This window comes from Pseudomonas sp. GW456-L13 (assembly GCF_017350115.1).
Taxonomy (GTDB): domain Bacteria; phylum Pseudomonadota; class Gammaproteobacteria; order Pseudomonadales; family Pseudomonadaceae; genus Aquipseudomonas; species Aquipseudomonas jessenii.
In genome coordinates, this window is the sequence record NZ_JACNAS010000002.1 from 278,879 (window position 1) to 292,948 (window position 14,070).

A 14,070-nucleotide genomic window follows, 5' to 3' on the forward strand; every position below is an offset into this window, starting at 1 on the left:
ATAAACACACAACCCCTGTGGGAGCGAGCTTGCTCGCGATAGCGGTATATCATCCAACACCTCTGGTGACTGACTCGCCGCCATCGCGAGCAAGCTCGCCCCCATAGGGATAGTGTTTCAACATTCAAAACTGAGGAAGTTTTATGGACTGGAAACCCCACATCACCGTCGCCACGATCGTCGAAGACAACGGCCGCTTCCTGATGGTCGAGGAACTCAAGCACGGACGCGTGGTGCTCAATCAGCCCGCCGGCCATCTGGACCCGAACGAAACCCTGACCGAAGCCGCCGTGCGCGAAACCCTCGAGGAAACCGGCTGGGACGTCGAACCGACCGGCGTACTGGGCATTTACCTCTACACCGCCCCGAGCAATGGCGTGACCTACCAGCGGGTCTGCTTCATCGCCAAACCACTGAAACACCACGCGGATTATCAACTGGATGACGGCATCGTCGGCGCCAAGTGGTTGACCCGCGAGGAATTAATCGAGCAGCGCGACAACTGGCGCAGCGAGCTGATCATCCGCTGCATCGACGACTATCTGGCAGGCCAACACTTCGGCCTCGAATTGATCCGTCCTTCTCTTTAGCCTTGCGGGCCCGAGCCTGCTAGAATCGCGTCCTTTTTCAAGACACTCATTGAATCCCTATGCGTGATCCAGCCCCTTCTGACACACAAAAGAAGCGCGTCATTGTCGGCATGTCCGGCGGCGTGGACTCTTCCGTTTCCGCCCTCCTGCTGATCGAGCAGGGTTATGAGGTGGAAGGCCTGTTCATGAAGAACTGGGAAGAAGACGATGGAACGGAATACTGCACCGCCATGGATGACCTGGCGGACGCCCAGGCCGTGTGCGACAAGATTGGCATCAAGCTGCACACCGCCAACTTCGCCGCCGAGTACTGGGACAACGTGTTCGAGCATTTCCTGGCCGAATACAAGGCCGGACGCACGCCGAACCCGGACATCCTGTGCAACCGCGAAATCAAGTTCAAGGCGTTCCTCGACTACGCCATGATGCTTGGCGCCGACCTGATCGCCACCGGCCACTACGTGCGTCGTCGCGACATCGATGGTCGCACCGAACTGCTCAAGGGCCTGGACCCGAACAAGGACCAGAGCTACTTCCTGCACGCCGTCGGTGGCGAACAGATCGCCAAGACCCTGTTCCCGGTCGGCGAGCTGGAAAAACCGCAAGTGCGCGCCATTGCAGAGAAGTACGAGCTGGCGACCGCGAAGAAAAAGGATTCCACCGGGATCTGCTTTATCGGCGAACGCCGCTTCAGCGACTTCCTCAAGCAATACCTGCCGGCCCAGCCAGGCGAGATCAAGACCACCGAAGGCGAAGTCATCGGTCGTCACCACGGCTTGATGTACCACACCATCGGCCAGCGTCAGGGGCTGGGTATCGGCGGCCTGAAAGACGCCGGCGACGAGCCGTGGTATGTGCTGATCAAAGACCTGGAACACAACGAACTGATCGTTGGCCAGGGCAATGATCACCCTTACCTGTTCTCCCGCGCCCTGCTCGCCTCGGACATCTATTGGGTCAACCCGGTCGATTTGACCGAGCCGCGCAAACTGACCGCCAAGGTGCGTTATCGCCAGAGCGACCAGCCCTGCACCCTGGAAAAAACCGCCACCGGTTATCGCGCGACCTTCGATGATCCGCAACGCGCGGTCACTCCGGGCCAGTCCGTGGTGTTCTATGACGGTGAAATCTGCCTCGGCGGCGGCGTGATTGAAGTAGCCGAGCCGTGGACGAGCAAGGGCCAGGCCCTATGAACCCGATTCAGGAGCAACTGACGGCACTGGGCGGGGTGTTTCTCGCCGCGGTGCTGGTGGACAGGATCGCCAAGACCGGCCAGACCAACGAAGCCGGCCTGAGCTGCATGCTCGGCAGCCTGCTGATCCGCGACCCCAAGGACACGCTGGAAGTCTATGGTGGCGACGACATCAACCTGCGCGAAGGCTACCGCGCGCTGATCGGCGCCCTCGAACGCGACCCAAGTGCCCTGCAGCGCGAGCCACTGCGTTATGCCCTGGCCATGCTCGGCCTTGAGCGTCAGTTGGCCAAACGTGGGGACATGCTCGACGTGATCGGCAAACGCCTGCCGCAGATTCAGTCCCAGGTCGAACACTTCGGCCCGGCCCACGAAAACGTGATCGCCGCCTGCGGCGCGCTGTATCAGGACACCCTGAGCACACTGCGCCAGCGCATTCAGGTGCACGGCGACATGCGCAACCTGCAACAACCGAGCAACGCCTCGAAAATTCGCGCCCTGCTGCTGGCCGGCATTCGCTCAGCACGCCTGTGGCGGCAATTGGGCGGTCATCGCTGGCAACTGGTGATCAGCCGCCGCAAATTGCTCAAAGAGCTTTACCCCTTGATGCGTAACGAATAACCCGCATCGACAGAACCGAACTCAGCAATACGCGTAATACGCCGGTCAGTTGGCGACGGACCGGCGGATTTTTTCATGTATGATACGCGCCCCATTTCGTTGCCCGACTGTCCGAGAACACCCCATGCAGCTTTCTTCGCTCACTGCGGTTTCCCCTGTTGACGGCCGCTACGCCGGCAAAACCCAGGCCCTGCGCCCAATTTTCAGCGAGTACGGCCTGATCCGTGCCCGCGTTCTGGTTGAAGTGCGCTGGCTCCAGCGCCTGGCCGCTCACCCTGCCATCAGTGAAGTGCCGGCGTTCTCCGCCGAAGCCAACGCTGTGCTCAACACCCTGGCGGAAAACTTCTCTCTGGAGCACGCCGAGCGCGTCAAAGAGATCGAGCGCACCACCAACCACGACGTCAAGGCCATCGAGTACCTGCTCAAAGAGCAAGCGGCCAAGCTGCCGGAGCTGGCCAAGGTCAGTGAATTCATCCACTTTGCCTGCACCAGCGAGGACATCAACAACCTGTCCCACGCCCTGATGCTGCGCGAAGGCCGTGATGACGTGATGCTGCCGCTGATGCGCCAGACTGCCAACGCCATCCGCGAACTGGCCATCCGTTTCGCCGACGTGCCGATGCTGTCGCGCACCCACGGTCAGCCGGCCTCGCCGACCACCCTGGGCAAAGAGCTGGCGAACGTGGTTTACCGCCTGGAGCGCCAGATCGCTCAAGTCGCTGCCGTTCCGCTGCTGGGCAAGATCAACGGCGCTGTCGGCAACTACAACGCCCACCTGTCGGCCTACCCTGAGATCGACTGGGAAGCCAACGCCCGCGCCTTCATCGAAGACGAGCTGGGTCTGGGCTTCAACCCGTACACCACGCAGATCGAACCGCACGACTACATTGCCGAGCTGTTCGACGCGATCGCCCGCTTCAACACCATCCTGATCGACTTCGACCGCGACATCTGGGGCTACATCTCCCTGGGTTATTTCAAACAGCGCACCATCGCTGGCGAAATCGGTTCGTCGACCATGCCGCACAAGGTCAACCCGATCGACTTCGAAAACTCCGAAGGCAACCTGGGTATCGCCAACGCACTGTTCCAGCACCTGGCGAGCAAACTGCCGATCTCCCGCTGGCAGCGCGACCTGACTGACTCCACCGTACTGCGCAACCTCGGTGTTGGCTTCGCCCACAGCGTGATCGCGTACGAAGCCAGCCTCAAGGGCATCAGCAAGCTTGAACTCAACGAGCAGAAGATTGCCGCCGACCTGGACGCCTGCTGGGAAGTATTGGCCGAGCCGATCCAGACCGTGATGCGTCGCTACAACATCGAAAACCCGTACGAAAAGCTGAAAGAACTGACCCGCGGCAAGGGCATCAGCCCGGAAGCGCTGCAGACTTTCATCGACGGCCTGGACATGCCAGCCGCCGCCAAGGCCGAGCTGAAATTGCTCACCCCGGCGAACTACATCGGCAACGCTGTAGAACAAGCCAAACGCATCTGATCGACCGCTAGACCCTTTATAAGACGCCCGGCCGCGCCGGGCGTTTTTATTCCCGTCTGAAAAGTGCATTTTTTCAATAGGTTACACATGAATCCTGATATTCCTCTTCAACTTCTGGGCGGCATCACGGCACGGGAATTCCTGCGCGACTACTGGCAGAAAAAGCCGCTGCTGATCCGTCAGGCCATTCCTGATTTCGAAAGCCCGATCGACGCCGACGAACTGGCCGGCCTGGCGCTGGAAGAAGAAGTCGAATCGCGACTGATCATCGAGAATGGCGAGCGCCCGTGGGAACTGCGTCGCGGCCCGTTCGCCGAAGATGAATTCAGCAAGCTGCCTGAAACCGACTGGACCCTGCTGGTTCAAGCCGTGGATCAGTTCGTCCCGGAAGTCAGCGAACTGCTGGAAAACTTCCGCTTTCTGCCGAGCTGGCGCATCGACGACGTGATGATCAGCTACGCCGCACCGGGTGGCAGCGTTGGTCCGCACTTCGACAACTACGACGTGTTCCTGCTGCAAGGCCACGGCAAGCGCAACTGGAAGATCGGCCAGATGTGCAACACCGAGAGCCCGATGCTGGCCCACGCCGACCTGCGCATCCTCTCCGAATTCGAAGCCACCGATGAATGGGTGCTGGAACCGGGCGACATGCTCTACCTGCCACCGCGCCTGGCCCATTGCGGCGTTGCCGTTGATGAATGCATGACCTACTCGGTCGGCTTCCGCGCACCGAGCGCCGCTGAAGTGCTGACCCACTTCACCGACTTCCTCAGCCAGTTCCTGTCGGACGAAGAACGCTACACCGACGCCGACGCCTTGCCGGCCGCCGACCCTCACCAGATCCAGCGCGACGCACTCGACCGCCTCAAAGGCCTGCTGGCCGAGCACATGAGCGACGAGCGCCTGCTGCTGACCTGGTTCGGCCAGTTCATGACCGAGCCACGCTACCCGGAACTGGTGGTGGGCCCGGAAGACGTCGAAGAAGAGGACTTCATGTCCGCCCTGGAACAAGGCGCGATCCTGATTCGCAACCCGAGCGCACGCCTGGCGTGGTCTGAAGTCGATGACGACCTGCTGCTGTTCGCCAGCGGCCAGAGCCGTTACCTGCCGGGCAAACTGCGCGAATTGTTGAAGATGATCTGCGCCGCCGACGCGCTGCACGCCGACAACCTTGGCGACTGGCTGAGCGACGAAGACGGTCGCGGGCTGCTGTGCGAACTGGTCAAGCAAGGAAGCCTGGGGTTTGCCGATGAATAAGATTCACGTACGTGTCGCAGACTGGCAGAAGGACAACGCCGAGATCCGGCGCATTCGTGAGACGGTGTTCGTCGCCGAGCAATCCGTTCCGCCCGAGCTGGAATGGGATGCCGATGATGTAACGGCCGTGCATTTCCTCGCCCTCGAAGGCGACTTCCCGATTGGCACCGCCCGCCTGCTGCCTGACGGTCACGTCGGCCGGGTATCGGTACTCAAGGACTGGCGCGGCCTGAAAGTCGGCGATGCGCTGATGCACGCAGTGATTGGTGAAGCCGAAGAGCGCGGGCTGAAGCAGCAGATGCTCAGCGCCCAGGTACAAGCCACGGCGTTCTATGAGCGGCTGGGCTTTCACATGGTCAGTGAGGAGTTCCTGGAAGCCGGGATTCCGCACGTGGACATGGTTCGCCATTCGGCATAAGGCCCAGGTGCCGCCATCGCGAGCAAGCTCGCTCCCACATTGGATTTGTGAGTTGCTGAAGATTTCAGCAACACCATCGATCCCTGTGGGAGCAAGCTTGCTCGCGATGGCGGCCTGAAGAACACCACAAAACGCCCCGCTATCTTCGGATACCGGGGCGTTTTGCTGTCTACGATTCAACTTACCCCACCCCGGGCCGACAAACTGTAGGAGCGAGCCTGCTCGCGATGGTCTTGAGAACGCCGCGGGGTGTCAGACTTCCAGCATTATCGTTCACGCCCATCGCGAGCAAGCTCGCTCCTGCAAACCCCGGGCCGACAAAGTGGCAATATCAAGCCTTTAGAACGCGGAGATAACGGACATGTCCCTACGCACCCTGCTCACCACCCTACTGCTCGGCTGCAGTTTTTCGGTGCTGGCTGCCACAGAAATCATCCCCCTCAAATACCACACCAGTGCCGACCTGCTGCCGGTAGCGCAGGATTTCGTCGGCAAGGACGGACAGGTCAGCGCCTACGGTAATCAATTGATCGTCAACGCCGATCAACGCAAGATCGACGAACTTAAAGCCCTTCTTTCCCAACTCGACACCGCACCCAAGCGCTTGCTGATCACCGTCGACACCAGCGACAACAACTTCCAGGGTGACCAGGGTCATTCGGTGAACGGCGCCAAGCCAAGCCAGACCCGCATCATCAACTACACCACCGACACTCGTGACGGCGGCATTCAGCAGGTGCAGGCCAGCGAAGGCACACCGGCGCTGATCCAGGTCGGCCAGAGCGTGCCGCTGACCAGTTCGCAGACCGATTCCTACGGCGACCTGCGCAGCCAGACCGAATACCGCAACGTCACTCAGGGCTTCTACGTCACCGCAAACGTCACCGGCGACATCGTTCATCTGTCGATCAGTACCAACCGTGACCGCATGAGCCAGGAACGTCCCGATGTAGTGAACGTACAAAGCACCGACACAACCGTCACCGGCCACCTCGGTGAGTGGATCCTGCTGGCCGGGGTCAACGGCCAGACCCAGGCCGACAAACAGGGCCTGACCCGCAGCTACTCGACCCAGAGCCGCAACGACATGACTTTGCGGGTGAAAGTCGACACCTTGGACTAAAGCACCAAAAACTGACTGACGAGTCGTATTAGACCAAAGATGTAGTGCCTGAAAAAAAGCACTACAAAACGTTTGACGAGCCAAAAAAGCGAAGGCATGATGGCCTCGCTCCCGCTAATCAGAGGCCCTGGCAAGGGCCTTCGAGGCGATGTTCGCACCTACCCCGCGAACCGCTTCGTGTCTGTACCGCCCACAAGGTGTGTTTGACGAGGTTGTCGACTGGAACGAAGTTGTCCCGAGGGACGGAAGCGTAATAGGTAACCCGGCACCACACTGATGTTCGCACCAAGGCCCACGACGCCCGAATGCGCCCGCAGTTCGCCTTTACCTGCTCACTTCCCCTCGAGCCGATCGTTCATCCCGTCGCCCTCCCCGCCGAATCCGACTTGACCGCTTAAGCTTCTGGTCAGCGAGCGCAGGAATTTTCCACCGCAGAACAACTTTTCATAAAGACGCGACGAGGTTTATCTCCCATGGCACTGACACGCGAACAGCAAATTGCAGCCCTCGAAAAAGACTGGGCTGAAAACCCGCGCTGGAAAGGCGTGACACGCACTTACTCCGCTGCTGACGTCGTCCGCCTGCGTGGCTCGGTTCAACCTGAGCACACTTTTGCAAAAATGGGCGCCGAGAAGCTGTGGAACCTGGTGACCCAGGGTGCCAAGCCAGCCTTCCGTCCTGAGAAAGATTTCGTCAACTGCATGGGCGCCCTGACCGGCGGCCAGGCTGTACAACAAGTCAAGGCCGGCATCCAGGCGATCTACCTGTCTGGCTGGCAAGTGGCTGCGGACAACAACTCCGCCGAATCGATGTACCCAGACCAGTCGCTGTACCCGGTGGACTCGGTTCCAACCGTGGTCAAGCGCATCAACAACTCGTTCCGTCGTGCCGACCAGATCCAGTGGAAAGCCGGCAAGAACCCGGGCGACGACGGTTACATCGACTACTTCGCGCCAATCGTGGCTGACGCCGAAGCCGGTTTCGGCGGCGTACTGAACGCTTACGAGCTGATGAAGAGCATGATCGAAGCAGGCGCCGCCGGCGTTCACTTCGAAGACCAGCTGGCTTCCGTGAAGAAATGCGGCCACATGGGCGGCAAGGTACTGGTTCCTACCCAGGAAGCCGTACAGAAGCTGACCGCTGCCCGCCTGGCTGCTGACGTTGCCGGTACTCCGACCATCATCCTGGCCCGTACCGACGCTAACGCCGCTGACCTGCTGACGTCCGACTGCGACCCGTACGACCAGCCATTCGTGACTGGCGAACGTACCCAGGAAGGTTTCTACAAAGTGCGCGCCGGCCTGGACCAAGCCATCGCTCGTGGCCTGGCCTACGCTCCGTACGCCGACCTGATCTGGTGCGAAACCGCCAAGCCGGATCTGGACGAGGCTCGTCGCTTCGCTGAAGCGATCAAGAAGGAATACCCGGACCAACTGCTGTCGTACAACTGCTCGCCTTCCTTCAACTGGAAGAAAAACCTGGACGACGCGACCATCGCCAAGTTCCAGCGCGAACTATCCGCCATGGGTTACAAGCACCAGTTCATCACCCTGGCCGGCATTCACAACATGTGGCACAGCATGTTCAACCTGGCGCACGACTACGCCCGCAACGACATGACTGCCTACGTGAAGCTGCAAGAGCAGGAATTCGCTGACGCCTCCAAGGGTTACACCTTCGTGGCGCACCAGCAGGAAGTGGGCACCGGCTACTTCGACGACATGACCACCGTGATCCAAGGTGGCTCGTCCTCGGTAACCGCACTGACCGGTTCGACTGAAGAAGAACAGTTCCACTGATCTGCTTCGCCTGAGACATCAGCCGCTGCGGGCCGAATAGAAAGCTAACCGCAGCGCTGCACCTCTGACGCCCCGACTGGTTCGGGGCGTTTTTTTTGCCTGCGATTCAATGAGCGCCCCTCTGTAGGAGCGAGCCTGCTCGCGATGAACCTGAGGACACCGCTGGGTTTCAGGCCCCCAGCGTCATCGTTGACCACCATCGCGAGCAGACTCGCTCCTACAGGGGATGGTGGTGACCTGGAAAAACATTGATCCAGAGCGCTACGACCGTCAGAAAAATCCGCTAAAACGCTCTCCGCCGCTACTTGCTGTAACGCCCATATAAGACAACTTCCGGAGTATCCGAAGGATAAGCAGTTTAAAAACCAAGCCAAACAATATTGATTATCATTTAGCGCCAACTATGTTCGTTACATTCCCTACAAAACATAATTGACGAAATGCCGGCTAATGCCCAAGGCGCAAGGCCTGCGGGGCTTTTGAAGCGCGCTATGTCCTTATTCCTATAAATAATTTCGCTATAGGAATTTTACTTGCCGGGTGTTTAGCCATAAAATCAGCGGGATTGATTGCTGCGACATATCGTCACTGCTTTTGTTTCTTTTCAAGCTCAGAGACCTTTGCTCTCTGTTAAGGATTACCAGCATGCCCGAAGCGACAGGACTCATGGCCCACAACTGGGGCTTTGCCATTTTCCTTCTAGGCGTCGTCGGCCTCTGTGCCTTCATGCTGGGCGTCTCCAGCCTCCTTGGGTCAAAAGCCTGGGGCCGCAGCAAAAACGAACCGTTCGAGTCCGGCATGCTACCTACAGGTGGCGCCCGCTTGCGGCTCTCAGCCAAATTCTATCTGGTCGCGATGTTGTTCGTGATCTTCGATATCGAAGCCCTCTTTCTCTTTGCATGGTCTGTGTCCGTCCGCGAAAGCGGCTGGACCGGATTCGTCGAAGCTCTCGTTTTCATAGCAATTCTGTTGGCAGGCCTTGTCTACCTATTCCGAGTGGGCGCCCTTGACTGGGCTCCGGAAGCTCGGCGCAAGCGGCAAGCGAAGCTGAAACAATGAGGCTTTGGCAATGCAATACAATCTCACCAGGATCGACCCCGATGCTCCTAACGAGCAGTATCCGATTGGCCAGCGGGAAACCGTTTCCGATCCGTTAGAAGATCAAGTCCACAAAAACATTTTCATGGGCAAGCTCGAAGACGTGCTTAACGGCACGATCAACTGGGGGCGCAAGAACTCCCTGTGGCCGTATAACTTCGGTCTTTCGTGCTGCTACGTGGAAATGACCACCGCCTTCACGGCGCCCCACGACATCGCGCGCTTTGGCGCCGAGGTTATCCGGGCATCACCGCGTCAGGCGGATTTCATGGTTATCGCCGGTACCTGCTTCATCAAGATGGCGCCGATCATTCAGCGTCTCTACGAGCAAATGCTCGAGCCTAAATGGGTCATCTCCATGGGTTCGTGCGCCAACTCCGGTGGCATGTACGACATCTACTCCGTCGTTCAAGGGGTGGACAAGTTCCTGCCCGTGGACGTCTACGTGCCTGGCTGCCCGCCCCGCCCTGAGGCTTTCCTGCAAGGCTTGATGCTGTTGCAGGAGTCGATTGGACAGGAGCGTCGCCCGCTTTCCTGGGTCGTTGGTGATCAAGGCGTCTATCGCGCCGAGATGCCTTCCGAGAAGGAAAAGCGCCGCGAACAGCGAATCGCAGTCACCAACCTGCGCAGCCCCGACGAAGTCTGATCCAGATCTGCTTCTTAAATAGAACGAGAACCTGGCTTCATTCTTTACGTTGACCGAAAGCGATAAATAACCATGACTACAGGCAGTGCTCTGTACATCCCGCCTTACAAGGCAGACGACCAGGATGTGGTCGTCGAACTGAACAACCGTTTTGGCCCGGAGGCGTTCACCGCCCAGCCGACCCGCACCGGCATGCCGGTGCTTTGGGTTGCCCGCGCCAAACTCGTCGAAGTCCTGACCTTCCTGCGTAACCTGCCCAAGCCGTACGTCATGCTCTATGACCTGCACGGCGTGGACGAGCGTCTGCGCACCAAGCGTCAAGGGCTGCCGAACGGCGTCGACTTCTCCGTGTTCTATCACTTGATGTCGATCGAACGTAATAGTGACGTAATGATCAAGGTTGCCTTGTCCGAGGGCGACCTCAGCTTGCCGACCGTCACCAGCATCTGGCCGAACGCCAACTGGTACGAGCGTGAAGTCTGGGACATGTTCGGCATCGACTTCAAAGGTCACCCTCACCTGTCGCGCATCATGATGCCGCCGACCTGGGAAGGTCACCCGCTGCGCAAGGACTTCCCGGCCCGTGCCACCGAGTTCGACCCGTTCACCCTGAACCTGGCCAAGCAACAGCTCGAGGAAGAGTCCGCGCGCTTCAAGCCGGAAGACTGGGGCATGAAGCGTTCCGGTCCGAACGAGGACTACATGTTCCTCAACCTCGGCCCGAACCACCCGTCCGCGCACGGTGCGTTCCGCATCATCCTGCAGCTGGACGGTGAAGAGATCGTAGACTGCGTACCGGACGTCGGTTACCACCACCGTGGTGCCGAGAAGATGGCCGAGCGTCAGTCCTGGCACAGCTTCATCCCGTACACCGACCGTATCGACTACCTCGGCGGCGTGATGAACAACCTGCCGTACGTGCTTTCGGTCGAGAAGCTGGCCGGCATCAAGGTGCCGGAAAAGGTCGACGTCATCCGCATCATGATGGCCGAGTTCTTCCGGATCACCAGCCACCTGCTGTTCCTGGGTACCTACATCCAGGACGTCGGCGCCATGACCCCGGTGTTCTTCACCTTCACCGACCGCCAGCGCGCGTACACGGTGATCGAAGCCATTACCGGTTTCCGTCTGCACCCGGCCTGGTACCGCATCGGTGGCGTCGCCCACGACCTGCCGCGTGGTTGGGAAAAACTGGTCAAGGATTTCGTCGAGTGGATGCCAAAGCGTCTGGACGAATACCAGAAAGCCGCCCTGGACAACAGCATCCTGCGTGGCCGGACCATCGGCGTCGCCGACTACAACACCAAAGAGGCCCTGGAATGGGGCGTCACCGGTGCCGGCCTGCGTTCGACCGGTTGCGATTTCGACCTGCGTAAAGCGCGTCCGTACTCTGGCTACGAGAACTTCGAATTCGAAGTGCCGCTGGCCGCCAACGGCGATGCCTACGACCGCTGCATCGTGCGTGTCGAGGAGATGCGCCAGAGCATCAGGATCATCGACCAGTGCCTGCGCAACATGCCGGAAGGCCCGTACAAGGCGGATCACCCGCTGACCACGCCGCCGCCGAAAGAGCGCACCCTGCAGCACATCGAAACCTTGATCACGCACTTCCTGCAGGTTTCGTGGGGCCCGGTCATGCCGGCCAACGAATCCTTCCAGATGATCGAAGCGACCAAGGGCATCAACAGTTATTACCTGACGAGCGATGGCGGCACCATGAGCTACCGCACCCGGATTCGTACCCCAAGCTTCCCGCACTTGCAGCAGATCCCTTCGGTGATCAAAGGCAGCATGGTCGCGGACTTGATTGCGTACCTGGGTAGTATCGATTTCGTTATGGCCGACGTGGACCGCTAAGCATGAACAGCACGCTTATCCAGACAGACCGTTTCACCTTGAGTGAAACCGAGCGCTCGGCCATCGAGCACGAGCTGCATCACTACGAAGACCCGCGCGCGGCGTCGATCGAAGCCTTGAAGATCGTCCAGAAGGAACGTGGCTGGGTGCCGGACGGCGCCCTGTACGCCATCGGCGAGATCCTCGGCATCCCGGCCAGCGACGTTGAAGGCGTGGCGACGTTCTACAGCCAGATCTTCCGTCAGCCAGTGGGCCGTCACATCATCCGCGTCTGCGACAGCATGGTCTGCTACATCGGCGGCCACGAGTCCGTGGTCAGCGAAATCCAGAGCAAGCTCGGCATCGGCCTGGGTCAGACCACCGCCGACGGTCGTTTCACCCTGCTGCCGGTCTGCTGCCTCGGCAACTGCGACAAGGCGCCGGCGTTGATGATCGACGACGACACTTTCGGTGATGTGCAGCCTGCAGGCGTTGCCAAATTGCTCGAGGGCTACGTATGACCCTGACTTCCTTCGGTCCGGCCAACCGCATCAAGCGTTCGGCCGAGACTCACCCGCTGACCTGGCGTCTGCGTGACGACGGCGAAGCCGTATGGCTCGACGAGTACCAGGCCAAGAACGGTTACGCCGCTGCGCGCAAGGCCTTCGCCGACATGGCCCAGGACGACATCGTCCAGACCGTGAAAGACTCCGGCCTCAAAGGCCGCGGCGGTGCAGGCTTCCCCACTGGCGTGAAGTGGGGCCTGATGCCAAAGGACGAATCCATCAACATCCGCTACCTGCTGTGCAACGCGGATGAAATGGAGCCCAACACCTGGAAAGACCGCATGCTGATGGAGCAACTGCCCCATCTGCTGATCGAAGGCATGCTGATCAGTGCCCGCGCACTGAAAACCTACCGTGGCTACATCTTCCTGCGTGGCGAATACACCACCGCCGCCAAGCACTTGAACCGTGCCGTGGAAGAAGCCAAGGCAGCCGGCCTGCTGGGCAAGAACATCCTGGGTTCGGGTTTTGATTTCGAGCTGTTCGTTCACACCGGCGCCGGGCGTTATATCTGCGGTGAAGAAACCGCACTGATCAACTCCCTCGAAGGCCGTCGCGCCAACCCGCGCTCCAAGCCGCCCTTCCCTGCCGCCGTTGGCGTGTGGGGCAAGCCGACTTGCGTGAATAACGTCGAAACCCTGTGCAACGTGCCGGCGATCATTGCCGACGGCGTGGACTGGTACAAATCGTTGGCTCGCGAAGGCAGCGAAGACATGGGCACCAAGCTCATGGGCTTCTCCGGCAAGGTCAAGAACCCGGGTCTGTGGGAACTGCCGTTCGGCGTCACCGGTCGCGAGCTGTTCGAAGACTACGCCGGCGGCATGCGCGACGGTTACAAGCTCAAGGCCTGGCAGCCTGGCGGCGCCGGTACCGGTTTCCTGTTGCCGGAACACCTGGACGCGCAAATGTACGCCGGCGGCATCGCCAAAGTGGGCACCCGCATGGGTACCGGCCTGGCCATGGCGGTGGACGACAGCGTCAACATGGTGTCCCTGCTGCGCAACATGGAGCAGTTCTTCGCCCGCGAATCCTGCGGCTTCTGCACCCCTTGCCGCGATGGCTTGCCATGGAGCGTCAAGCTCCTGATGGCCATCGAGAACGGTGAAGGCCAGCCAGGCGACATCGAGACCCTGCTGGGTCTGGTCGGTTTCCTCGGCCCAGGCAAGACCTTCTGTGCTCACGCACCGGGCGCCGTGGAGCCGTTGGGCAGCGCAATCAAATACTTCCGCCATGAGTTCGAAGCCGGTATCGCGCCAGTCAGCGCCGCCGTCCCGCCTCTGGCAAGGCCGATCGTAGTCGGCGCGTAAACGCTTAAAAAGCGAAGGGTCCGCGCCCTTCGCTTTTCGTGTGATGACGCCTTTAACGGCTGTGTTGATTCACGCGGATAACAAGATTCCATTAGCCACGCCCGCTGACACCGGGCCAACGA

At 59.9% G+C, this 14,070-nt stretch carries 13 protein-coding genes; all 13 read left to right on the forward strand.

Annotated features, from left to right (window positions below):
• Positions 1–143: 143 nt before the first annotated feature.
• Positions 144–590 carry an NUDIX hydrolase gene (locus J4D25_RS15470; protein WP_057714165.1) on the forward strand — a complete coding sequence of 149 codons (447 nt, stop codon included), beginning with the start codon at positions 144–146 and terminating at the stop codon, positions 588–590.
• 59 nt (positions 591–649) lie between these two features.
• Positions 650–1,783, forward strand: coding sequence for a tRNA 2-thiouridine(34) synthase MnmA (gene mnmA, locus J4D25_RS15475; RefSeq protein WP_057714164.1), 1,134 nt, complete (start codon positions 650–652; stop codon positions 1,781–1,783).
• Positions 1,780–2,403, forward strand: a complete 624-nt coding sequence (gene hflD, locus J4D25_RS15480; RefSeq protein WP_057714163.1) for a high frequency lysogenization protein HflD — start codon at positions 1,780–1,782, stop codon at positions 2,401–2,403. Before mnmA ends, hflD begins: the two co-directional genes overlap by 4 nt.
• Positions 2,404–2,527: 124 nt before the next feature.
• A complete protein-coding gene (gene purB / locus J4D25_RS15485) occupies positions 2,528–3,898 on the forward strand; it encodes an adenylosuccinate lyase (protein ID WP_007972090.1) in 1,371 nt (456 codons plus the stop codon).
• Between the two features lie 87 nt (positions 3,899–3,985).
• Positions 3,986–5,155, forward strand: a complete 1,170-nt coding sequence (locus J4D25_RS15490; RefSeq protein WP_057714162.1) for a cupin domain-containing protein — start codon at positions 3,986–3,988, stop codon at positions 5,153–5,155.
• Complete coding sequence (locus J4D25_RS15495; protein WP_057714161.1) at positions 5,148–5,573, forward strand: GNAT family N-acetyltransferase; 426 nt, start codon at positions 5,148–5,150, stop codon at positions 5,571–5,573. Before J4D25_RS15490 ends, J4D25_RS15495 begins: the two co-directional genes overlap by 8 nt.
• Before the next feature lie 361 nt (positions 5,574–5,934).
• A complete protein-coding gene (locus J4D25_RS15500) occupies positions 5,935–6,696 on the forward strand; it encodes a secretin N-terminal domain-containing protein (protein WP_057714160.1) in 762 nt (253 codons plus the stop codon).
• Positions 6,697–7,169: 473 nt separating this feature from the next.
• Entirely contained in the window at positions 7,170–8,495 is a 1,326-nt protein-coding gene (gene aceA, locus J4D25_RS15505; RefSeq protein ID WP_034146910.1) for an isocitrate lyase, read from the forward strand.
• A 645-nt stretch (positions 8,496–9,140) separates the two neighbouring features.
• Positions 9,141–9,554, forward strand: coding sequence for an NADH-quinone oxidoreductase subunit A (locus J4D25_RS15510; RefSeq protein ID WP_003223812.1), 414 nt, complete (start codon positions 9,141–9,143; stop codon positions 9,552–9,554).
• Positions 9,555–9,564: 10 nt separating this feature from the next.
• On the forward strand, positions 9,565–10,239 hold the full coding sequence (locus J4D25_RS15515) for an NADH-quinone oxidoreductase subunit B family protein (protein WP_046037844.1): 675 nt from the start codon (positions 9,565–9,567) through the stop codon (positions 10,237–10,239).
• A 72-nt stretch (positions 10,240–10,311) separates the two neighbouring features.
• On the forward strand, positions 10,312–12,096 hold the full coding sequence (nuoC, locus tag J4D25_RS15520) for an NADH-quinone oxidoreductase subunit C/D (RefSeq protein WP_057714159.1): 1,785 nt from the start codon (positions 10,312–10,314) through the stop codon (positions 12,094–12,096).
• A gap of 2 nt (positions 12,097–12,098) precedes the next feature.
• Entirely contained in the window at positions 12,099–12,596 is a 498-nt protein-coding gene (gene nuoE, locus J4D25_RS15525; protein WP_008020715.1) for an NADH-quinone oxidoreductase subunit NuoE, read from the forward strand.
• A complete protein-coding gene (gene nuoF, locus J4D25_RS15530) occupies positions 12,593–13,948 on the forward strand; it encodes an NADH-quinone oxidoreductase subunit NuoF (protein WP_057714158.1) in 1,356 nt (451 codons plus the stop codon). Before nuoE ends, nuoF begins: the two co-directional genes overlap by 4 nt.
• Positions 13,949–14,070 lie beyond the last annotated feature (122 nt).